Origin of the sequence: Paraburkholderia sp. MM5477-R1, from assembly GCF_050436385.1 — a bacterium.
Lineage (GTDB): Bacteria > Pseudomonadota > Gammaproteobacteria > Burkholderiales > Burkholderiaceae > Paraburkholderia > Paraburkholderia tuberum.
In genome coordinates this window covers 67,885-87,873 of sequence record NZ_JBNDMC010000006.1, presented here as the reverse complement: position 1 = coordinate 87,873, position 19,989 = coordinate 67,885, and the positions used below count along the sequence as shown (strand labels likewise).

Annotated in this window: 24 protein-coding genes; 15 read left to right on the top strand and 9 right to left on the bottom strand. The window is 64.8% G+C overall.

The genetic code is table 11. The features are described 5' to 3' along the window. Window positions 1-529: 529 nt before the first annotated feature. A complete protein-coding gene (locus OKW35_RS18755) occupies window positions 530-1,192 on the bottom strand; it encodes a DUF1345 domain-containing protein (protein ID WP_429552843.1) in 663 nt (220 codons plus the stop codon). Between the two features lie 336 nt (window positions 1,193-1,528). Between OKW35_RS18755 and OKW35_RS18750 the strand changes: the two genes are divergently transcribed. From OKW35_RS18750 to OKW35_RS18735, 4 genes are all read left to right on the top strand, one after another. Next, complete coding sequence (locus tag OKW35_RS18750; protein WP_429552842.1) at window positions 1,529-2,155, top strand: sugar dehydrogenase complex small subunit; 627 nt, start codon at window positions 1,529-1,531, stop codon at window positions 2,153-2,155. A 109-nt stretch (window positions 2,156-2,264) separates the two neighbouring features. After that, window positions 2,265-3,866, top strand: a complete 1,602-nt coding sequence (locus OKW35_RS18745) for a GMC family oxidoreductase (protein WP_429553806.1) — start codon at window positions 2,265-2,267, stop codon at window positions 3,864-3,866. A 20-nt stretch (window positions 3,867-3,886) separates the two neighbouring features. Next, on the top strand, window positions 3,887-5,317 hold the full coding sequence (locus OKW35_RS18740) for a cytochrome c (protein ID WP_429552841.1): 1,431 nt from the start codon (window positions 3,887-3,889) through the stop codon (window positions 5,315-5,317). 188 nt (window positions 5,318-5,505) lie between these two features. Then, the gene (locus OKW35_RS18735; RefSeq protein WP_429552840.1) at window positions 5,506-6,243 is read left to right on the top strand and encodes a metallophosphoesterase; all 738 of its coding nucleotides are present in this window, start codon (window positions 5,506-5,508) and stop codon (window positions 6,241-6,243) included. 37 nt (window positions 6,244-6,280) lie between these two features. Here the strand turns inward: OKW35_RS18735 and OKW35_RS18730 are convergent, their stop codons facing one another. Next, on the bottom strand, window positions 6,281-6,982 hold the full coding sequence (locus OKW35_RS18730; protein ID WP_184057507.1) for an RES family NAD+ phosphorylase: 702 nt from the start codon (window positions 6,980-6,982) through the stop codon (window positions 6,281-6,283). Continuing rightward, window positions 6,979-7,341, bottom strand: coding sequence for an MbcA/ParS/Xre antitoxin family protein (locus OKW35_RS18725; protein WP_018424156.1), 363 nt, complete (start codon window positions 7,339-7,341; stop codon window positions 6,979-6,981). The genes OKW35_RS18730 and OKW35_RS18725 overlap by 4 nt, the downstream gene beginning before the upstream one ends. 187 nt (window positions 7,342-7,528) lie before the next feature. On the opposite strand from OKW35_RS18725, the gene OKW35_RS18720 reads away from it, so the two are divergent. Continuing rightward, window positions 7,529-8,203: a hypothetical protein gene (locus OKW35_RS18720; RefSeq protein ID WP_184057505.1), complete on the top strand. Its 675-nt coding sequence runs from the start codon at window positions 7,529-7,531 to the stop codon at window positions 8,201-8,203. A gap of 44 nt (window positions 8,204-8,247) precedes the next feature. Here OKW35_RS18720 and OKW35_RS18715 read toward each other — a convergent pair whose 3' ends face one another. Further along, window positions 8,248-9,099, bottom strand: a complete 852-nt coding sequence (locus OKW35_RS18715; RefSeq protein WP_429552839.1) for a LysR family transcriptional regulator — start codon at window positions 9,097-9,099, stop codon at window positions 8,248-8,250. Between the two features lie 99 nt (window positions 9,100-9,198). On the opposite strand from OKW35_RS18715, the gene OKW35_RS18710 reads away from it, so the two are divergent. From OKW35_RS18710 to arsH, 6 genes are all read left to right on the top strand, one after another. Continuing rightward, on the top strand, window positions 9,199-9,591 hold the full coding sequence (locus tag OKW35_RS18710; protein WP_184057500.1) for a tautomerase family protein: 393 nt from the start codon (window positions 9,199-9,201) through the stop codon (window positions 9,589-9,591). Window positions 9,592-9,682: 91 nt separating this feature from the next. Continuing rightward, complete coding sequence (locus OKW35_RS18705) at window positions 9,683-10,015, top strand: ArsR/SmtB family transcription factor (RefSeq protein ID WP_018424160.1); 333 nt, start codon at window positions 9,683-9,685, stop codon at window positions 10,013-10,015. Beyond that, window positions 10,012-10,482 carry an ArsI/CadI family heavy metal resistance metalloenzyme gene (locus OKW35_RS18700; protein WP_184057496.1) on the top strand — a complete coding sequence of 157 codons (471 nt, stop codon included), beginning with the start codon at window positions 10,012-10,014 and terminating at the stop codon, window positions 10,480-10,482. Before OKW35_RS18705 ends, OKW35_RS18700 begins: the two co-directional genes overlap by 4 nt. Then, window positions 10,479-11,000 (top strand): arsenate reductase ArsC, encoded by a 522-nt coding sequence (locus OKW35_RS18695; protein WP_429552838.1) that lies wholly within the window; start codon window positions 10,479-10,481, stop codon window positions 10,998-11,000. The genes OKW35_RS18700 and OKW35_RS18695 overlap by 4 nt, the downstream gene beginning before the upstream one ends. Next, the gene (arsB, locus tag OKW35_RS18690; protein WP_429552837.1) at window positions 10,987-12,084 is read left to right on the top strand and encodes an ACR3 family arsenite efflux transporter; all 1,098 of its coding nucleotides are present in this window, start codon (window positions 10,987-10,989) and stop codon (window positions 12,082-12,084) included. Before OKW35_RS18695 ends, arsB begins: the two co-directional genes overlap by 14 nt. Then, a complete protein-coding gene (arsH, locus tag OKW35_RS18685) occupies window positions 12,081-12,842 on the top strand; it encodes an arsenical resistance protein ArsH (protein ID WP_429552836.1) in 762 nt (253 codons plus the stop codon). Before arsB ends, arsH begins: the two co-directional genes overlap by 4 nt. A gap of 59 nt (window positions 12,843-12,901) precedes the next feature. Here the strand turns inward: arsH and OKW35_RS18680 are convergent, their stop codons facing one another. Further along, complete coding sequence (locus tag OKW35_RS18680) at window positions 12,902-13,150, bottom strand: hypothetical protein (protein ID WP_429552835.1); 249 nt, start codon at window positions 13,148-13,150, stop codon at window positions 12,902-12,904. 144 nt (window positions 13,151-13,294) lie between these two features. Between OKW35_RS18680 and OKW35_RS18675 the strand changes: the two genes are divergently transcribed. Beyond that, window positions 13,295-13,999 carry an SDR family NAD(P)-dependent oxidoreductase gene (locus OKW35_RS18675; protein ID WP_429552834.1) on the top strand — a complete coding sequence of 235 codons (705 nt, stop codon included), beginning with the start codon at window positions 13,295-13,297 and terminating at the stop codon, window positions 13,997-13,999. An 84-nt stretch (window positions 14,000-14,083) separates the two neighbouring features. Continuing rightward, window positions 14,084-14,929, top strand: coding sequence for a TOBE domain-containing protein (locus tag OKW35_RS18670; RefSeq protein ID WP_429552833.1), 846 nt, complete (start codon window positions 14,084-14,086; stop codon window positions 14,927-14,929). A 37-nt stretch (window positions 14,930-14,966) separates the two neighbouring features. Here the strand turns inward: OKW35_RS18670 and OKW35_RS18665 are convergent, their stop codons facing one another. The 4 genes from OKW35_RS18665 to OKW35_RS18650 all read right to left on the bottom strand — a co-directional run bounded on the left by OKW35_RS18665 (window position 14,967) and on the right by OKW35_RS18650 (window position 18,041). Further along, window positions 14,967-15,677: a sulfate/molybdate ABC transporter ATP-binding protein gene (locus OKW35_RS18665; protein WP_184057485.1), complete on the bottom strand. Its 711-nt coding sequence runs from the start codon at window positions 15,675-15,677 to the stop codon at window positions 14,967-14,969. 1 nt (window position 15,678) lies between these two features. Continuing rightward, a complete protein-coding gene (modB, locus tag OKW35_RS18660; RefSeq protein ID WP_184036157.1) occupies window positions 15,679-16,353 on the bottom strand; it encodes a molybdate ABC transporter permease subunit in 675 nt (224 codons plus the stop codon). A 22-nt stretch (window positions 16,354-16,375) separates the two neighbouring features. Beyond that, window positions 16,376-17,149 (bottom strand): molybdate ABC transporter substrate-binding protein, encoded by a 774-nt coding sequence (modA, locus tag OKW35_RS18655; protein WP_429403818.1) that lies wholly within the window; start codon window positions 17,147-17,149, stop codon window positions 16,376-16,378. Window positions 17,150-17,339: 190 nt separating this feature from the next. Next, window positions 17,340-18,041, bottom strand: coding sequence for a phosphatase PAP2 family protein (locus OKW35_RS18650; protein WP_429552832.1), 702 nt, complete (start codon window positions 18,039-18,041; stop codon window positions 17,340-17,342). A 358-nt stretch (window positions 18,042-18,399) separates the two neighbouring features. Between OKW35_RS18650 and OKW35_RS18645 the strand changes: the two genes are divergently transcribed. Together OKW35_RS18645 and OKW35_RS18640 are read left to right on the top strand one after the other, a co-directional pair. Then, window positions 18,400-19,578 carry an extracellular catalytic domain type 1 short-chain-length polyhydroxyalkanoate depolymerase gene (locus OKW35_RS18645; protein WP_429552831.1) on the top strand — a complete coding sequence of 393 codons (1,179 nt, stop codon included), beginning with the start codon at window positions 18,400-18,402 and terminating at the stop codon, window positions 19,576-19,578. Window positions 19,579-19,687: 109 nt separating this feature from the next. After that, on the top strand, window positions 19,688-19,867 hold the full coding sequence (locus OKW35_RS18640) for a DUF3563 family protein (protein WP_090808381.1): 180 nt from the start codon (window positions 19,688-19,690) through the stop codon (window positions 19,865-19,867). The last annotated feature ends 122 nt before the right edge of the window (window positions 19,868-19,989 follow it).

Genomic DNA, 19,989 nt, shown 5'->3' with positions numbered 1-19,989 from the left:
GGTCGTTTCCAGAGTTGTCCTGCTGCGGTGTGGATGCACTTGGCATGCGATCACAGCGCTCATTGGGCTTCCCGAGCCGGATACCGCGCGATGCGTCAGCGGGGGCACGTACTGGTCAATGTAGTGCAAAGATCGTCGCGCCGCTGGCCAGTCGCGGGTGCTTTGACGCCAGACGCCGGTCTCGCGGGACTGGTCGTCACTCGTCGCGAAAAGGAGCAAACCGTGTGCCAATGCGCGGGCAGCCGGCACCGCGCTCGCGCGGAAACGGGGAGTTTACGGTGAGATGGCGGGTGCCGAAGGTGCGCGCGCGCACGGAGCGCGCGCAATAATGCGGGCATTGTTACGCACGCCGCGGGTGGCCGGCATGTAAAACGGGGTCGTGTGGGGCCGGTTTTACACGGGCGGCCCCGCGTTGCACGGAATGCGGTTCAAGCGGACGCGTGAAGCCTGGGTGCCGCTCGCGTGGCAGCCATGTGGCACGCGCGTGGCATTCGCATGAAATTCATCCGAACGCCGCGCAGCGGCCGTGTCACGAACCCAGCAGCCCCGCCGCGATGTTCACGCACAGGCCGAGCACCGCGACGTTGAAGTAGAACGACAGGACCGATTGGGCGAGCGTCGCGCGGCGAATTTCGCGTGAGCGCAACACGACATCGGAAGTCTGCGACGCGACCGCGATCGTGAACGAGTAGTACAGGAAGTCCCAGTAGTTCGGCAGCAAATGGTGATCGGGAAACTTCAACGCGGTCTCTTGCGCGTCCGTGTCGAAGTAGAGGCGCGCGTAGTGCAGCGTGAAGATCGTCGGAATCAGAAACCATGCGCCGATCAGCGTCAGACCGGTCAGCAGGTAGTGCCAGACGGTCGTTGCGCCGCCCGCGCCCTTGGCCGACGCGAGTTCGAGCACGATCGCGGCGACGCTCGCGATCGTCGCGACGCAGATGACGACCAGCACGACGCCCGCGTTTTCGTCGTCGCGCATCGCGTATTCGCGCACGCGGTGCTCGTCGGCAAAAGCCATATGCGCCCAGATCATCAGCAGGTAGCTCCAGATGGCCGCGTCCCAGCCGATCAGTGTGCGGGCGATCGGACTCGTATGACCGGGCACGAGGAACGCGACGACGATCCCGATCACGAGGCCGATCACCGTGCGGGGCCGATTGCGAAGAAGCTGGGGATAGTAGTTGATGGACATGGACTCGATGAACGACGAAGTGTAGGGCAGTCGGTGTCGCGGATTCTACGCGTGCAACGCGGACCGATTGTCGAATGGTGGGTCACAGGCTATAGTCTTTCGCGGCGGCCTTGCGCGCCGCTTTCAGTTGAAAGGCGATTGGTAGATAACGGCAGCAATCGTTGCGATCATGCATGCAACTCCACACATGCGGCGCGCGTGAATCACGCGCACGGATACGAGACCGCTGAAGCGGCGTAAGACCAGGTTTGGGGAAGAGCAAACGAAGCGGCAGGCGAACGGCATCATGCCCTCGCCGCGCTGCTCGTCGAGAACGACTCATCATCTGGAGCCCCCATGACAGATGTTCCTGAGGATAACGATGCGCATCCCCACCTGACGCATCGGCAAGGAGCGAAGTCTTATCGCAATGCCACACGTTTCACCGGCTTGCCGCCGTCGTTTTCCGCTTCGCGCAGGGCCTGGGTGCTCGGCTCGTGCGCGACGGCCGCGGCGCTCGCGTTCGCCGGCGCGAGCCGTTCGCTGTCGTGGATCGCGCCCGCCTTCGCCGATACGCGGCCAGCCGGGGGCGGACTCGATGCCTTCCTCGCGCTTTCGCAACACCTCACCGGTCGCAGCAGTTTCGATACCGTGCTTGGCCAACGTGTCTACGATGCGCTGTCGCGTGCCGATAACCAGTTCGCGCAGAACGTCGCGGCGCTCAACACGTGGCTGCAAGGCCACGGCGGCGTGCCGTCCGATACGGTCACGCAGGCGCTGCAGACCGACCAGCCCGCGCTCGCGAAAACGGTCGGCGCGATCATGCGCGCGTGGTACCTGGGCCTCGTCGGCGACATGCCGCACGTCCAGGTGATCGCGTATGAAAAGGCGCTGATGTTCGAGCCCGTGCAAGACGTGCTCACGATTCCCTCCTATTGCCGCGACGTGCCGTTCTACTGGACGCAGAAGCCGACGTCCGCGTGAGCCGCGCGAGCCCGCGAGCGGGCCACGCCAGCAGCGCAACCAGCACGCCGGACCCGCAAGCGTCGCACGAACAAAGCCCGCAACAGGCAGGGCATCGAAGAGAGAAATGATGGCAAACACACAATCCGCCGATATCGTCGTGGTCGGCTCCGGCGTCGCCGGCAGTCTGGTTGCGCATCAGCTGGCGCTGGCGGGCGCGTCGGTGATCCTGCTCGAAGCGGGGCCGCGCATTCCGCGCTGGCAGATCGTCGAGAACTTCCGCAACTCGCCGGCCAAGTCCGACTTCGCGACGCCGTATCCGTCGACGCCTTACGCGCCGCATCCCGAGTACGCGCCCGCGAACAACTACCTGATCCAGAAGGGCGATTATCCGTACAACTCACAATACGTGCGGCTGGTCGGCGGCACGACCTGGCACTGGGCGGCCGCCGCGTGGCGGCTGCTGCCGTCGGACTTCCAGTTGCGCAAGCTGTATGGCGTCGGGCGCGACTGGCCGTATCCGTACGAAACGCTCGAGCCGTGGTACGTGGCCGCCGAAGTGCAGCTCGGCGTGTCCGGTCCCGATAGTTCGATCGATCTCGGTTCGCCGCGCTCGAAGCCCTATCCGATGCAGCAGCTGCCACTGTCGTACATGGATCAGCGGTTCAGCGACGTGCTCAACGCGCAGGGCTTCAAGGTCGTGCCCGAACCGGTCGCGCGCAACAGCCGGCCGTTCGATGCGCGGCCCACCTGCTGCGGCAACAACAACTGCATGCCGATCTGCCCGATCGCCGCGATGTACAACGGCGTGATTCACGCGGAGAAGGCCGAGCAGGCCGGCGCGAAACTGATTCCCGAAGCGGTCGTGTATCGCATCGAAGCGGACGACAAAGGGCTTATCACCGCGGTCCACTACAAGGACCCGAACGGCAATAGCACACGCGTCACCGGCAAGCTGTTCGTGCTCGCGGCGAACGGCATCGAAACGCCGAAGCTGATGTTGATGTCGACCTCCGACAAATTCCCGCACGGCGTCGGCAACAGCTCCGATCAGGTGGGCCGCAACCTGATGGACCATCCCGGCACCGGCGTCACGTTTCTCGCCAACGAACCGCTGTGGCCCGGCCGTGGCCCGATGGAGATGACCTCGATCGTCAACTTCCGCGACGGCGCGTTCCGCTCCGATTACTCGTCGAAGAAGCTGCATTTGTCGAACGGCGTGCCGACGATGGGGGTCACCGCCGACCTGCTGAAAAAAGGCCTGACCGGCGCCGAGCTCGACCGGCAGATTCGCGACCGCGCGGCGCGCACGCTGAACATCAACAGCTTTCACGAACATCTGCCGGAGCCGCAGAACCGCATCGTGCCGTCGGCAGATCACAAGGACGCGCTCGGGATTCCTCAGCCCGAGATCTACTACTCGATCAACGACTACGTGAAGAAGAGCGCCGCCAATATGCACGAACTGTATGCGCAGATCGCGACGCTATTCGGCGGCACCGAGGTCTCGTTCGACGACAGCTTCGCGCCCAACAATCACATCATGGGCACGACGATCATGGGCAGCGATGCGGCGAGTTCGGTCGTCGACGCGGACTGCCGCACGCACGATCATTCGAACCTGTTCATCGCGAGTAGCGGCGTGATGCCCACCGCCGCGTCGGTGAACTGCACGCTGACGATCGCTGCACTGTCGCTGAAACTGGGCGACAAGCTGAAGCGCGAAATCTGAGCGCCGACCGGAGAGCCACAATGACGAAGAAAACCTGTCGCGCGCAGCCGAACCCTGTGCTGATGCACGTCAACCAGCGCCGCCGCTTCGGCGGCGCGGCGCTCGCGGCCGCGTTTTCGCTGCTTGCGCTGTCGATAGCGTGGCACGAGTCGCACGGCCCGGACGCAGACTCGACCGACGAAATGCCGATCACCCAGGCGCGCGCCGACGACGCGGCGCAGGCTGCGGTCGGCGGCCCGGCCATGCTCGCCGGCAAGGCCGCCAATGGCGAACTCGTGAAGCGCGGCCAATACCTGACCCGTGCTGCCGATTGCGCGGCCTGCCATACGGCGGACAAGTCGCGCCCATTCGCGGGCGGCCTGCCGATCAGCACACCGTTCGGCACGATCGTGACGCCGAACATCACGCCCGATCCCGACACCGGCATCGGCCAATGGAGCGACGCCGATTTCATGCGCGCGATGCACGAAGGCATCGGCAAAGGCGGCGAGCGGCTCTATCCGGCGTTCCCGTACACCGCCTACACACGCGTGACCGAACAGGACGTGCTCGCGATTCGCGCGTATCTGAACACGCTCGCGCCGATTCACTACACGCCGCCCTCGAACAGCCTCAAGTTCCCGTTCAATCAGCGCTGGCTAATGGTGTTCTGGAACCTGTTCAACTTCACCGAGGGGCGCTTCGTGCCGGACCCGAAACAGAGCCCCGAATGGAACCGAGGCGCGTATCTGGTCGAAGGGCTCGCGCATTGCGAGGAATGCCATACACCGCGCAATTTCATGCAGGGGCTGAAGTCGAGCGCGCGTTTCTCCGGTGCGGTGCAGGCCGGCTGGCATGCGTTCAATATCACGCCGGACAAGCTGAGCGGCGTTGGCGACTGGCGCGACGACGAACTCACGGCGTATCTGTCGACCGGCGCGGCGCCGAGCCGCGCAAACGCGGCCGGCCCGATGGGCGAAGTGGTCGCGAACAGCACGCAGTACCTGACGCCGGTGGATCTGCGCTCGATCGTCGTGTTCTTGCGCTCGGTGCCGGCCGTGAGCGGCGGCGACGCGCGTCCCCGTCATCAATGGGGCAAGCCGGCCAGCGACGTCACCGCCATGCGCGGCACCGCGATCACCGGCGTGAACGGCGCGCAGCTGTTCGTCGCCAATTGCGCGACCTGTCATGGCTGGACCGGGCAGGGCGTGGGCGCGAGCGCGCCGGGCGCGTATCCGTCGCTGATCCACAACTCGACGGTCGGCGCGAACGACGCCAACAATCTCGCGTTGGTCATTCTGCACGGCGTGAATCGCACGACCGCGCACGCGGACGTGCTGATGCCCGGGTTCGGCGGCCATCTCGACGACGAGCAGATCGCGGCGATCACCAACTACGTGACGAAACAGTTCGGCAATCCGCAGGCGACGATCGCGGCCGACCAGGTGGCGAAGCTGCGCACGCTGCAATAGCGCGCGGGACGACTCGGGCGCGCGCCAGGAGTGACTCGCGCAAACGTGCATTTCCGGTAACGCATACCGCAAATGTGGCGTTTCAGCGTCATTTTTGCGTCGTTCGATGTCTTTCTTGCTCGATGAAGCGCGCGGATACGATAGGCACCCCGCATACGCGTGCGCGTCGGCCGCATTATCATGGTGGGATGAATTCCACCCCCGCCAACTTCGTTCAGCATCACGACGCCAACGACGCCGGCCGCGATTTCGTGGTCGGCGATCTGCACGGCTGCGTCGACGCTTTGCGCTACCTGCTGCGTCAGATCACGTTCGATCCGACGTGCGACCGGCTGTTTTCGGTCGGCGATCTGGTCGATCGGGGCGAGCACTCGGAGCAGGCGCTCGCGCTGCTCGAGAAGCCGTGGTTCCATGCGGTGCTCGGCAATCACGAGGACGCGCTGTGCGCGGTCGCCGACGGCCGCCTGCGGCGGCAGTGGTGGTACGGCATCGGCGGCGCGTGGGCGGCCGACGTGCCCGACGAGCGCCTGCGCTATTACGCCGAGCATCTGCGCACGCTGCCGCTCGTGCGCGTGATCGGCAGCGGCAAGGCGCGCTTCAACGTTCTGCACGCCGAATTTTTCGGCTCCGACGCCGAGCTCGACGCGGGCAATTATTCGGCCGAAACGCGCCAGCAGTTGCTGTGGGGTCGCGAGCTCGCGCTGGGCAACGGCGATCCGCTGCGGCAGCGCGGGCTGTCGCTGACTTATTGCGGCCATACGCCGGTGCGCGACATCACGCAGATCGGCTCGCAAGTGTTCATCGATACGGGCGCGTTCGGGCCGGACGGCACGTTGACGATCGTGCAGCCGCAGGCGTTGCGTCGTTGGTCGATCTCGGTCGAGGCCGCGCGCGCGGAAGGGGCGGCGGAATTGGCCTTGCCTTGAACGGCTGAAGTCCCCGCGCTGCTTCGCCGCTCTTCTGTCACCCGACCTGATTCAACTCGAACACCATATCGACGCTCCTGCCGTTCCAGTTGTATTCGAGGTATGCCGCGTGATGGCAGTCGCGCAGCAGCATCGTGCGGAATGCCGCGAGGCATTCGCCAGCGCTGTCGCGCACCGACGGATACACGATGCCCGGCGCGCCCGCCGCGCGTACCGCGCGCCCGAGTGCCTGTCCGGGAAGGTAGTCGTCGGGCGACAGCACGGCGGGATCGAACTCGGGGTCGCGACGCAAGTCGACCACGCTGCCTTGTGCGACTACCGTGTAGAGACGCATCTGTTGACGCATCGGCGGCTCGGCGCTCGCCTGGAGAAACTGACCTGTGTGATAGCGTGTTTCGGCGATCGCCGTCGCGCGTGAACGCGCGCAATAGAACACGCCGTAGGTGCCGTCGGAAAAGCGGCTGCCGAGCGGATTCAGATGCGTGAGCGCGGCCATGATCGGCCCGTAGCCGGGCCCGAAACGGCGCTCCTCGCGCGGCACCAGATCGAGTTCGCCGATTTCGGTGCGCAGACGGTCGTTGGTCATCGCTTCGAGCGCGTACAGCGCGTCGAAATCCTCCGGCGATGCGACCCGATCGAACAGGTTGATGGCCGGAAAGCGCGTCGGAATCACGCGATACGCGGGCGACCAATCGAGCGCTGCGCTGGTCCAGCGGTCCTGCCATTGCGGTTGTGTCACGCCCAGCCGCCTCGCATTGCGTCGAGATACTGGCGCACGGCCACGAGATCGCTGATGTTGCCCGCCAGCATGCGGTCCAGCGCGCGTTTGCCGCCGAACGGCGGCGCGCTGTTGGGGCGTTTGACCCAGGTGTCGGCGGCGCTCGGCTGCGGCAGCAAAATCTGCAGCGCCTTGTAGATGCCGAGCAGCAGCGACAGTCGCTCCAGCGTGTCGTGGCTGAGGCGCGCGGTCTCGGGCGTCGCCCTCCACTTGAAGAACGTCGAGCGGCCCGGCTTGCCGAGCAGCACGATCTGCTCGTCGGCGCTCAGGTCCCAGTCGCGCGCGATGTTGAAGAACGCACGCAGACCGGCCGCGGACATCTGCGTCAGCGTGGGTTCCGAAAGCGATTGTCGCGGCGATGCCTCGGGCGAGGAAATTCGGGCAGCGTGAGTCATTGCGGGTAGGTCCCTATGTGTACTTTTTAATGATATTAGTCCAAAAGTGGATTTTTGCAAGAGAATATAATCCCGGCTCGTTTTGACAGTCGTCGATCAGGAGAAGCAGCAGATGCGGGTTCGAGCAGTAGCAGCGGCGCTGGCCGTGTGGTGTGTGTCGGAGGTGGCGTTGGCTGCCGGTTATGCGGAAGTGTGGAATCCACCGGAGGCGAGCGGGCATATCGCGAGCGGACACGTTACCCGGCAGGCGCACGCGCGGAAAAAACCCGAGGCGGTGAAAGTGAAGGCGGGCGCCAAGGGCGGAATCAAGACCAAAACTGGTGCGCATGCGCGGCAGACGGCGAGCGCCCGGCACGCGGCAACCCATGTCGCGTCGGCCGGCGCGGCCCACGGCGGCAAACTCGCGGCGCATGGGAACGGCGAGAAACATCTCGTGGCGGGCGGGAACGTGAAAGGCGGTACGAAAGTCGCGGCGTCGGGGCCGAACCGGTCGCACCCGACCGTGACCGCGCAGACCACGAAGCACGCGCAGCCACATGTGCAACTGGCGCACGCGAAGCCGGCTCGGGGCAAGGTCGTGCACGCCGATTTCGCGGCGGCTCACACCGCGCGTCCGCATGTGGACAAGGTCGCGGCGAAGCCCGCGATTTCCCGTGCGAATCTGATCAAACCGCCCGTGCGGACTTCGTCGGACGCGTCCGCAAACGTTAGCGACATCGCGCCGATGGGCTCCGTGCCCAATCCGGCGACCGCCAGCAGCGGTTCGCTGCCGCCGATCATCCACTAAGGCTGCTTCGAGCGGCGCGGCGCGGTGTGGCATCGGTCGTGGCGTCACGCCGTGGCGAGGCCGTTCGCAAGCAGCCGCAGCGTTTCCGCCGAGCGGGCCTCGCGCACGCGCGAATGCAGCGTCACACGCGATTCCGGCAGCGCCGGCAGGCTGAGCCGCGCGCCGACGTCGATCAGACCGCGCGGCGCAACCCGACGCGCGAGCGGCGACACGGCGAGCCCAGCGGCCACAGCCGCGCCCACTGCCGCGACGCCACCACCCACAAACACCTCCTGCCAGGCGATCCCCGCCGCCGTCAGCGTGCGCAACGCGACCTCACGCACGTTGCACGGCGGGCTCAATAGCGCGAGCGCTAGCGGCTCACCGACTCGCGGCAGCCATGTCGGCGTCGCGAGCCAACCGAGCGGTTCGCTGAACAGCGTCTGCGCGTCTTCGCGCGGCGGTTCGTCGGCGCCGTAGCGGACGATCGCCGCATCGAGCCGGCGTTCGTCGAACTGCGCGAGCAACGCCGCCGATGTGCCCATATGCAACTCGACCACGAGGCCCGGATCGTGTGCGTTGAGCCGGCCGAGCAGGTGCGGCAGATCGGAGCCCGCAACGTGCTCGCTGAGCCCGAGCACGAGTCGTCGCCGCTCCACCGACAGCGCGCCGAGCGCGCGCTCGTGCGCGTTCAGCAACTCGCGCGCGGCGCCGAGAAACGCGTGGCCGTCGGCGGACAGACGCACGATGCGCGGCGTGCGCTCCAGCAACTGCTTGCCCAGGTGCGCCTCCAGTCGCTTCAGCTTCAGGCTGACGGCCGATTGCGTGGTGTCGAGCGCGTCCGCGGCGCGCGTGAAGCTGCGCAGATCGGCGACCAGCACGAAGGCGCGCACCGCATCGAGATCGAGGACTTTCATTTCGGATGGAAATGGATGAAATAGACAAAGATATCTGTTTATTATGATTGAGCGCGCCTAAGCTGTGTTCAACCCAACACCGCAAACAAGGAGCTCATCATGCCGCTCACCCGGATCTCACTGCGCGCCGGCAAGCCGGCCGATTACCGCCAGGCGCTGAGCGCCGGCATCCAGCGCTCGCTGGTGGACACGTTCAACGTGCCGAAGGACGACATGTTCATGCTGATCACCGAGCACACGCCCGATAACATGATCTATGACCGGCAGTACCAGAATATCGAGCGCGGCGACGATCTCGTCGTGATCCAGCTGACCGTTAGCAACACGCGCTCGGTCGAGCAGAAGAAGGCGCTGTATCGGCGCATCGTCGATGAACTCGGGAAGTCGCCGGGCGTGCGGCCCGAGGATGTGTTCATCAATCTCGTCGAGGTCGAGAAGGAGAACTGGTCGTTTGGGAATGGGATTGCGCAGTACGCAAGCCGTCCCGACTAGCGCCATGCGTCATCAAAGAGCGAACCACCGACCAAAGTGCGACATTTCAACAAATATTGAAATATAACGGTGAAGTGGATATAGTGTCTTTATGGACACGATCAATGCCGTACGCGCGCTCGGCGCGCTCGCTCACGAATCCCGTCTCGCGATCTTTCGCCAGCTCGTCGTTGCCGGCCCCGAAGGCATGGCGGCTGGCGAAATAGCGCAGCAGTTAGGCATTTCGCCTTCCGGCCTTTCATTCCACCTGAAAGACCTGACACACGCCGGACTGGTGAGTCCGCGACAGGAAGGGCGCTTCGTCATCTACACCGCAAACTTCGACGCGATGACGTCGCTGATCGGCTTCCTCACCGAGAACTGCTGCTCCGGCGCATCGTGCGCCGCGAGCGACCTTTCCAACTGCTGCCGAGACGAAACATGAAACGCATGCACATTCACGTGGCTGTGGACAATCTTGCCGACAGCATCCGCTTCTACAGCGCGATGTTTGGCAACGTCGAGCCGACGGTCATCAAGAGCGATTACTGCAAGTGGGAGTTGAGCGACCCCGTCGTGAACTTCGCGATCTCGCAACGCGGGGCGAAACCTGGCGTCGATCACATTGGCATCCAGGTCGAAACCGATGAAGAACTGGCAGAGATGAACGCGCGCTTCGCCGCCGCTGAAGTTCCCGTGCAGCATCAGAGCGGCACGACATGCTGTTACGCGAAGTCGGACAAGGCGTGGACCGTCGATCCGCAAGGCGTGGCCTGGGAAACCTTTCTGACCCTCGAATCGGCTCCCATCTATGGGCAATCTCATACCCAGGAGGCATTGGCAGCAAACGAATCCGCGGCAGCCTGCTGCGCTCCGTCCCAGACAAGCATTTCATTTCGGAGCCGCACGTGAGCGGCAAACCGTATTCCGTACTGATTCTCTGCACCGGCAACAGCGCACGCAGCATCATGGCCGAAGCGCTGTTCAACGTGCTCGGCAAAGGACAGTTTCGCGCGTACAGCGCGGGCAGCCATCCATCCGGCGCAGTCAATGCGTTCGCGATCGAGAAATGCGCGGCACTGGGCTACGACACCGCCAGGATGCGCAGTAAGAGCTGGGACGAGTTCGCAACGCCCGACGCGCCGCAGATGGACTTCGTCATTACCGTATGCGATCAGGCCGCGGGCGAGGTCTGCCCGATCTGGCCCGGCAAGCCGATCAGCGCGCACTGGGGCTTTGAAGATCCCGCAGCCTGCCAGGGAACCGACGACGAGAAGCGCGAAGTTTTCGACAACGTCTATCGACAGATCATGAATCGCGTGAGCCAGTTCGTGAACCTGCCGCTGCACGCGCTCAACCACGACGCAATCCGGCGCGAAATGCGTGCCATTGGCGAGCGTCCGGCAGAGCAAACCAATGAGTCGCGCTGAGGCTCGTGCAGCTGCGCGCCCGGCTATCGGCTTCTTCGAGCGCTATCTGACGGTGTGGGTCGCGCTGTGCATCGTGGCAGGCGTGATACTCGGCCAGTTGTTGCCGGGCGCATTTCAGGCGCTCGGGCGCATGGAAGTCGCGCACGTCAACCTGCCCGTCGGCGTGCTGATCTGGGTGATGATCATCCCGATGCTCATCAAGATCGACTTCTCGGCGATGAAGCAGGTCGGCAGCCAATGGCGCGGCATCAGCGTGACGCTCGCGGTCAACTGGCTCGTCAAACCGTTCTCGATGGCCGTGTTGGGCTGGGTGTTCATTCGTCACGTGTTCAGGCCGTGGCTGCCCGTCGAGCAACTCGACAGCTACCTCGCAGGTCTCATCCTGCTCGCCGCCGCGCCGTGCACGGCAATGGTCTTCGTGTGGTCGCAGCTGTGCAAGGGCGACCCGTATTTCACCCTGTCGCAGGTCGCGCTGAACGACTCGATCATGGTCGTGGCGTTCGCGCCACTCGTCGCGTTGCTGCTCGGGCTGTCCGCGATTACAGTGCCTTGGGACACACTGATCGCTTCGGTTGGCCTTTACATAGTGATCCCGGTCATCCTCGCGCAACTGCTGCGCCAACGCTTTCTTCGAAAGGGCGAAGAGCATTTCCGTAGCGTCGTTGCCCGTCTCGGTCCCTGGTCCATCTGCGCCTTGCTCGTGACGCTGGTCCTGCTGTTTGCGTTTCAGGGTCAGCAGATCGTTGAGCAGCCGCTGGTGATCGCGATGCTCGCCGTGCCAATCCTCATTCAGGTGTTTCTGAACTCGGGACTGGCCTACCTGCTCAACCGCCAGTTAGGCGTCGCACATTGCGTCGCTGGCCCGTCGAGTCTGATTGGTGCAAGCAACTTCTTCGAACTCGCCGTGGCCACCGCAATCAGCCTGTTCGGCTTTCATTCGGGTGCCGCACTGGCGACGGTGGTTGGGGTTCTGATCGAGGTCCCCGTGATGCTGCTCGTCGTGGGGGTCGTGAACCGTTCGCAAGCATGGTACGAATCAGGGCAGCGGAACGCCGCGACCAACTTGGGGAGAAACGGATCGTGATGAGTGATCTGCCGAACGTCAGCCCTATTCACCTCGATATACCGGACGTGGACAAGCTGGCACCCGTGACCACTTCAACGCATCCGCCACGCATCCTGCTGCTTTACGGGTCGCTGCGAGCAACGTCGTATAGCCGGCTGCTGACGCTCGAAGCCGATCGCATCCTCCGTCATTTCGGAGCGCAAACGCGGGTATTCGACCCGCACGGCCTGCCGCTCGCCGATAGCGTCCCGGTAGATCATCCGAAGGTCGTCGAACTGCGCAAGCTGTCCGAGTGGTCGGAGGGGCAGGTTTGGTGCAGCCCGGAACGCCACGGCAATCTCACGGCCGTATTCAAGAATCAGATCGACTGGCTGCCGCTCGAAAGCGCGGGAATACGGCCGACCCAAGGGCGCACGCTGGCTGTGATGCAGGTGTGCGGAGGCTCGCAATCGTTCAATGCGGTAAACGCGCTGCGCGTGCTTGGCCGCTGGATGCGGATGGTGACCATCCCCAATCAGTCGTCGGTCGCGAAGGCATACCTGGAATTCGATTCCGATGGCCGTATGAAGCCCTCGTCCTACTATGATCGCGTGGTCGACGTGATGGAAGAACTGATCAAGTTCACGCTGCTCGTGCGGGACCGTTCGGCCTATCTGACCGATCGATACAGCGAGCGCAAGGAGGCCGCGCCCCTGCAAGCGAGCGTACTTGCAGGCTCGGCGATGCGACACGAAATCAACTCCAATGCCGACACCGACGACAGCGAAACCGAATGAACCCGACCACCTGCATGCCCGGCTAGAGACGTGGGTGCTGGCGTGGCTGAGCGGACTTGCTAGTCCTTACCCCACCGCCAGCGCGGCGGCTCGCCCTTCATCCAGCACACGACCACGAGAGCCACGGTTAATAGGGCGACCAGCAAGGCGAACGTGAGCGGATGACCCGCGGGTTGAAACCGGAAAACGACCACCCCGAGCGACACGAAATACGCGAGCAGCGTCACCCATCCTTGCCAGCGCACGGGAAGGCCCCAACCCCAGCCATAGGGTTTGGCTGGGAACCAGTATTCACGAGAGGGTGACATCGCGCGGTCTCCTGGTTCGGGCGCTTGCTCATTGTCGACGATTCACGGTCGGTAAGTGCAAGCATTGCATCTTCCGCGCCGTATCACGCGGGACTATATTTCCTGGACCGGCTTCAACCCGAGTCCATCGACAGGAAACGTTCCATGCAACCCGCAAACCAGCAAAAAACCGTGCTTCTGATCGGCGCCTCGCGCGGCCTCGGCTTCGCGATGGTCGAGGAGTATCTGAAGCGCGGCTGGCGAGTCATCGCGACCGGCAGGCAAAATTCCACGACCAGGCTCCTTCAGCTTGCGACGGCGTCACATGACGCACTCGAAGTCGAAACGGTCGACATCACGATGCCCGAACAGGTCGCCGCGTTGCGGGGCCGCCTCGAAGGACGTCCGATCGACCTGCTGTTCGTCAACGCCGGCGTCAAGAACGACGATAGTGAAACGATCGCGGATGTATCGACCGACGAATTCGTGCACGTAATGGTGACGAACGCGTTGAGTCCGATGCGGGTCGTCGAGGCCTTGCAGGATCTCGTTCGGCCGACTGGCACGATCGGCGTGATGTCGTCGGGGCAGGGCAGCGTCGCCAACAACGAGAATGGTAACTACGAGGTCTATCGCGGCAGCAAGGCCGCGCTCAACATGTTCATGCGCAGCTTTGCCGCACGTCACCGAAGCGATACCAGAACCCTGCTGCTGATGGCGCCCGGCTGGGTGCGAACCGACATGGGCGGGCCGGACGCGCGTCTGAGCATCGACGAAAGCATCCCGAACCTGGTCAGCACGATCGACGCTTACGAGGGCCGTGCCGGTTTGCATTACCTCGACTACCTCGGCAGAGTCGTGCCTTGGTGAACGGCAAGCGTAGGGGCCAGCGGTAGAAGAGCGCGTCGCTATAATGATTCGCCGCCCTACACGTACCCTTAATCACTCTCTGCCATGACCATCGACCGCCCTGATCCTCCCCGCGATGCCCTCGAACTCGGCGGCTCCGTCTGGTTTCAGGCGGGCACGCAGACGCTCGGCGGCGCGGCACGCATCGCGCTGCTTGCGGCGATTGGCGAGACCGGCTCGATCACGAGCGCGGCGAAGGCGGTCGGCATCAGCTACAAAGGCGCGTGGGATGCCATCGACACGATGAACAACCTCGCCGGCGAGCCGCTCGTCGTGCGTCTGACCGGCGGCAAGGGCGGCGGCGGCACGACGCTGACGCCGCGCGCGATGAAGCTGATCGAGACGTTTCGCGCGGTCGAGCGCGAGCATCGGCGCTTTCTCGAACGCGCGGGCGCGGCGATTGGCGAGGGCTTCGCGACGGACTGGGACCTGATCGGCCGCATCGGCGTGAAGACGAGCGCGCGCAACCAGTTCTACGGCACGGTGTCGGCGATCGAGCGCGGCACCGTCAACGACGAAGTGTCGCTCGCGCTGCCCGGCGGCCACACGATCGTCGCCGTGCTCACGCACGAGAGCACCGAAGCCCTCGGGCTCGCGGTCGGCGTGGCGGCGTTTGCGCTGATCAAGGCGTCGTGGGTCGTTTTGCTCGTACCGGGTGATGGCGATCGCGATGCGCCGTTGAACCTGTCGGCCCGCAATCAGTTGTCTGGCACCGTGCACAGCGTGAAGCGCGGCGCGGTGAACGCGGAAGTGTCGCTCGGGCTCGAAGGCGGCGCGGTGGTCACGGCGGTCGTCACCAATGGCAGCGTCGACATGCTCGGTTTGCAGGAAGGCGCGAGCGCGGTCGCGGTGTTCAAGGCGTCGAGCGTGATACTTGGCGTGAAGGATTGAGGTTGCCGGGGCGTAACGGAAGCGCAATGCCACCCGCTCAACGAGGCGACGCCTCGCTGCGCGCATATCCTGCGAACGGATGATCCTCGCGCACGCGGCCGTCGCTGACCTGCACGACCTGATCGCCGAATGCGGCGACGTCGTCCGGATCGTGCGTGATCAGCACCATCGGAATATCGAGCCGCGTTTGCAGGTCCGATAGCTCGCGTCGCATGCGCTGGCGCAACTCACTATCCAGTGCGGAAAACGGCTCGTCGAGCAACAGCAGGCGCGGCTGCGAAACCAGCGCGCGCGCGAGCGCCACACGCTGCTTCTGCCCGCCCGACAGCTGCGCCGGGTGATTGCCCGCCAAGCCCCTCAATTCGAGCGCATCGAGCCAGTAATCGACCTGCGCATGCGCGCCGCGCGCACGCGGATTGAGCCAGCCCCGCTGCAGCCCGAAGCCGATGTTCTGCCGCACATTCAGATGCGGAAACAGCGCGTAGTCCTGAAACAGATACGCGATCTTGCGCGCCTGCGGCTTCTGATCGATGCCGACCGCGCTATCGAACAAGGTGGTGCCGTGCAGCGTGATGGTCCCTTCATCGGGACGCAGCAAGCCGGCGATCGCCTGCAAGGTCAGGCTCTTGCCCGCGCCCGACGGCCCGAACAGCACGAGCCGCTGCGTGCTCGCGCTGAACGCGACGTCGAGCGTGAAGCGCCGCTCGGCGGTCTCGAAGGTCTTGCGGATGGCGACGTTGAGCGGCATGTCAGCGGGCTCTCAGAAGCGTGTGCTGCGGCACGAGACGCCCCGCGAGCAGCAGGATCGTCACGCACGCGACCGATGTCACGAGCACGAGGAAGTTGGCGGTGCTGTCGTCGCCGGCCTGCACCGCCGAATAGACCGCGACCGACAGTGTCTGCGTGCGGCCTGGCAGATTGCCCGCGATCATCAGCGTCGCGCCGAATTCGCCGAGCGCGCGCGCGAACGCGAGCAGGCCGCCCGCGAGGATGCCGCGCGCGGCGAGCGGCAGCGTCACGCGGAAAAACACCGCGGCTTCGCTGACGCCGAGCGTGCGCGCCGCGCGCTCCAACTGCGGATCGACGCCTTCAAAGGCGGCGCGCGCGGACTTCAGCACGAGCGGAAACGCGACCACCGTCGACGCGATCACCGCGCCCTGCCACGTGAAGACGAGCTGGATGTCGAAGCGGTCGAGCCACGCGCCGATCACGCCGCGTCGGCCGAGCAGCACGAGCAGGTAATAGCCGAGCACGGTGGGCGGCAGCACGAGCGGCAGCATCAGCAGCGAATCGATCACGTCGCGCGCGCCGGAGCGCCAGCGCGACAGGCCGAACGCGGCCGCGACGCCGAGCACGAGAGTGAGCGCGGTGGCCCAGCCTGCGACCTTCAGCGATAGCAGCAGCGGAACCCAGGCCTGTTGCATGAGCGTGTGCTCTCCCCGTGAATCAATGCGCCGGCCTGAAGCCGTACTTCGCGAGCACCGCCTGGCCGGCCGGCGACAGCACGAAGTCGATGAAGGCTTGCGCGTCGGCCGCGTGATGGCTGCCTTCGACCTGCGCGATCGGATAGCTGATCGGCGTTTGCGTCGGCAGGTGCAGCGCGACCTTGACCTTGTCGGGCATGATCGCGGCATCGGTGCCGAACACGAAGCCGGCGTCGACTTCGCCGCGCGCGACGTAATCAAGGCTCTGACGCACGTTCGACGCGAGCACCGCCTTCGCGCTGACCGCGTCCCACACGCCGGCGGCCTGAAGCGCGCCTTGCGTGTAGCGGCCAACCGGCACCGAGGCCGGATCGCCGAACGCGACGCGCTTGACGTTCGCGGTCGTCAGCGCGTTGAGGTTGGCGGGCGCGAAATGACTGTCGGCTGGCACGATCAGCACCAGCGAGTTGGCGGCGAAGTCGCGCCGCGTCGACGGCACGATCACCTTTTCGGCGGCGGCCTTGTCCATTGCCTTCTGATCCGCGGACGCGAATACGTCGGCGGGCGCGCCTTTGACGATCTGTTGCATCAGCACGTCGGACGCGCCGAAGTTCAACAGAACCTTGGTGCCCGGATGCTGTTGCTCGAACGCGTCGCCGACCGCCTTGAACGCATTGGTCAGGCTGGCGGCGGCCGAGACCACCAGTTCATCGGCGTGGGCATTCACGCTGACCACGACGGCGACGGCGGCTGTGACGCACAGCGCGTACTGCTTCAGATGGCAAGAGAGTGTCATGAAGGACCCGGAGTCTGACGTGAACGGCAAGCAGTGGCTTAAAAACGCTATCGTAATATATGCGCGGTTATAGCGGTGGGCGAAACGGTCGATTCGGCGCAGCGCTTCACGTATGGCGTGAAGCGAGGGAAGTGCTACGAAACTGTAAAAGGAAGCTTGAAAACGCGGCGGGAGGGCCGGCGCAGCGTGCTCAGATGTCCGACGCGCGCATCGGCTCGAGCGTATTGCGCGTTTGCGACAGCGGCGCGGCCGACGGTCGAATGTCGCGTGGGGCCAGCCATTTCGCGCGAATGAACGGCCGGTCGTGGCCGGACACCTTCAATGCGATATGCGTGACCCAGCGCTGCGTGGGCACGTGCACGCCGTGCATCAGGATTGCCAGCACCATCAGGCTGACGGTGACCGGGAGCGCCGACAGCCGGCCCGGCTCCGCATTCCACGCGATGCGCACGAACACGAGCGCGGCGAGCGCGCCGACGAGGCAGCCAGTCACGGCTTCGGACGGCGAATGCGCGCTCAGCACCACGCGCGACAAGCCCACCGCCAGGCCGGCGGCAAGCCCCCCGAGCACGCCGAGCAGCCGGACGGCGCGGCGCGCGGGCAATAGCATCAAAAACAGCGCGACCGGATAGACGGCCGTGGACAGCATGGAGTGACCGCTGACGCCGGTGAAATCGAGCTCGCGCACGCCGACGCCCCAGCCGAGGAAGGCGAGCTTGGTCACGGTCACGACGCCGATCGCCGTACCGAGCAGCGCGAGCCAGCAGGCCGCGAGCCGCCACGAGTAGCCGACCGCCAACCACAGCGCGATGGCGAGCGCGAGCGGCAGCGTCAAGCCGGCGCCGCCGAGGCTGGTGATCGAATACCACAGGTGGATCGGTAAATCGGGCATGGCGGGAGCGCGACGCGGGTCGCATGAAATCGGGTTGGTGGAAATCGGCGCGCGGCCGGCACGAAACGCCGATGCGGCCCGGATCGACAGGTCGGGAGATCAACCACCAGTATAGTCGGGTGTCGCGCGACGGTCTTGCGGCGCACAGCGCTTTTGCACGCCGAATGTGGGCTGCCGAACGGCTATCGACGTGGTTTGACGACAGGGCCCCGGCAAGGTTCGCGACGATCGAAATGGGGCACGAAGAGCGGCGCTGTGTTCAGCATCGCAGGAAAAATGATGTTATTGTGCATTGCACAACTTCATCTGATCCGCAGTTTTGGGGTCCGCATTTGTCTCTTTTGCGAGGTTATCGCCGATGGCAAAAAGCCTATCGAAAATCTGGCTGCGTGGTTTCAAGCGCCTGCTCGCGATCCAAACCGAACACGCGCAAAAAACCGCCAAGCGAGCGCAGGCGCGACCGGTTCGCGCCGCCACCACCAAACCGTCGAGCAAGGCTCATCCACTGAAGCCGGCTGCCGCGCTACGCACGCCGATGAAACGCGAAGCGCCGCGCGAGTCGCGCGTGCGTCCACGCGCGGCAGCGTGGGCGAGCGGCGCGTGGACGCGCTCGTTCCATTCCGCGCCGGCCGCGCCGGGCCGGCTGGTCAATCACCTGCAGTACGGGCTCTATATCCCGTCCGGGCACGCGCATGAGGCGATGCCGCTGGTCGTGATGCTGCATGGCTGCACGCAGTCGATCGACGAATTCGCCGAGGGTACGCGCATGAACCTGCTCGCCGACCGCCACGGCTTCGCGGTCGTGTATCCGGAGCAATCGAAGCACGCGCACTCGCACCGCTGCTGGCATTGGTACGATGCCGGCGATAACGCGGGCGGCGCGGAAGCGCGCGCGGTCGTGTCGCTGGTGGATTCGCTGGTCGAGCAGCACGGCTTTGACCGCGCGCGTGTCTACGTGGCGGGGATTTCGGCGGGCGCGGGGCTGACCGCGCTATTGGCCGTCAAGTACCCCGAGCATTTCGCCGCGGTCGCGCTGCATTCCGGCCCCGCTTTCGGCGAGGCGCGCTCCGGCATTACCGCGATGGACGTGATGCGGCGCGGCTCGCGTCGCGAGCCGGCGGAACTCGTCGACGAAACCACGAATGTCGCGCAATACCCGGGCATGCCGGCATTGATCGTCCACGGCGATGCCGACCATGTGGTGGCGCCGGTCAACGCGGACCAGTTGGCGACACAGTTCCTGCGTCTGAACCGCCTCATTGACGCAAACGGCGCGCGCAAAGCCGGCGAGACGCGCGAGGACCGCAAAAATGGCGTCGTGATGCGCGATTATCTGCGCGGCGGGCGGCGCGTGGTACGGCTTTGTCGTGTGCAGGGGCTGGGTCACGCATGGGCCGGCGGCGACGATGCGCTGCCCTTCCATTCATCCAAGGGCCCGGACGCGAGCGCCATGCTGTGGGAGTTTTTCCGGCATCAGCGTCGCACGGACGCGGGCCGCATCGCGGAAGGGTTGGCGGCATCGTCGGTCGGGCGGTGACGTCCGAGCAACACCTCGAAAATGAGCAGTGGCATGTAATCAGGGTTTTCCCTATAATACGGGTTATCCCTTAGGCGTAACCGCCTAGCTATCATTGCCGAGGTGAACCATGTATCTGATCAGCCGCCTGTTCCTGTTTCTGACCAAATCGCCGGACCAGCTCGCGAAGGAGCGCGCTGACGCCTATCTCGCTGAAGCGACCGATCTCTACGATCTCGAATTCCGCATGCGCAAGCTCGATCAAGAGACGAACGCGCGTCCGTCGTGGATGAGCCAGCACTACGGCTAAGCCGACTGCCTGTAATCGGCATCAGGCCGTCAGCAATCGGAACATCGGCGCGTGGTGAGGCGCTGATGTTTGGGGTTGGCCATCAAGGCTAGTACTCGTAACGCGCATTCCCCTTTACTCAT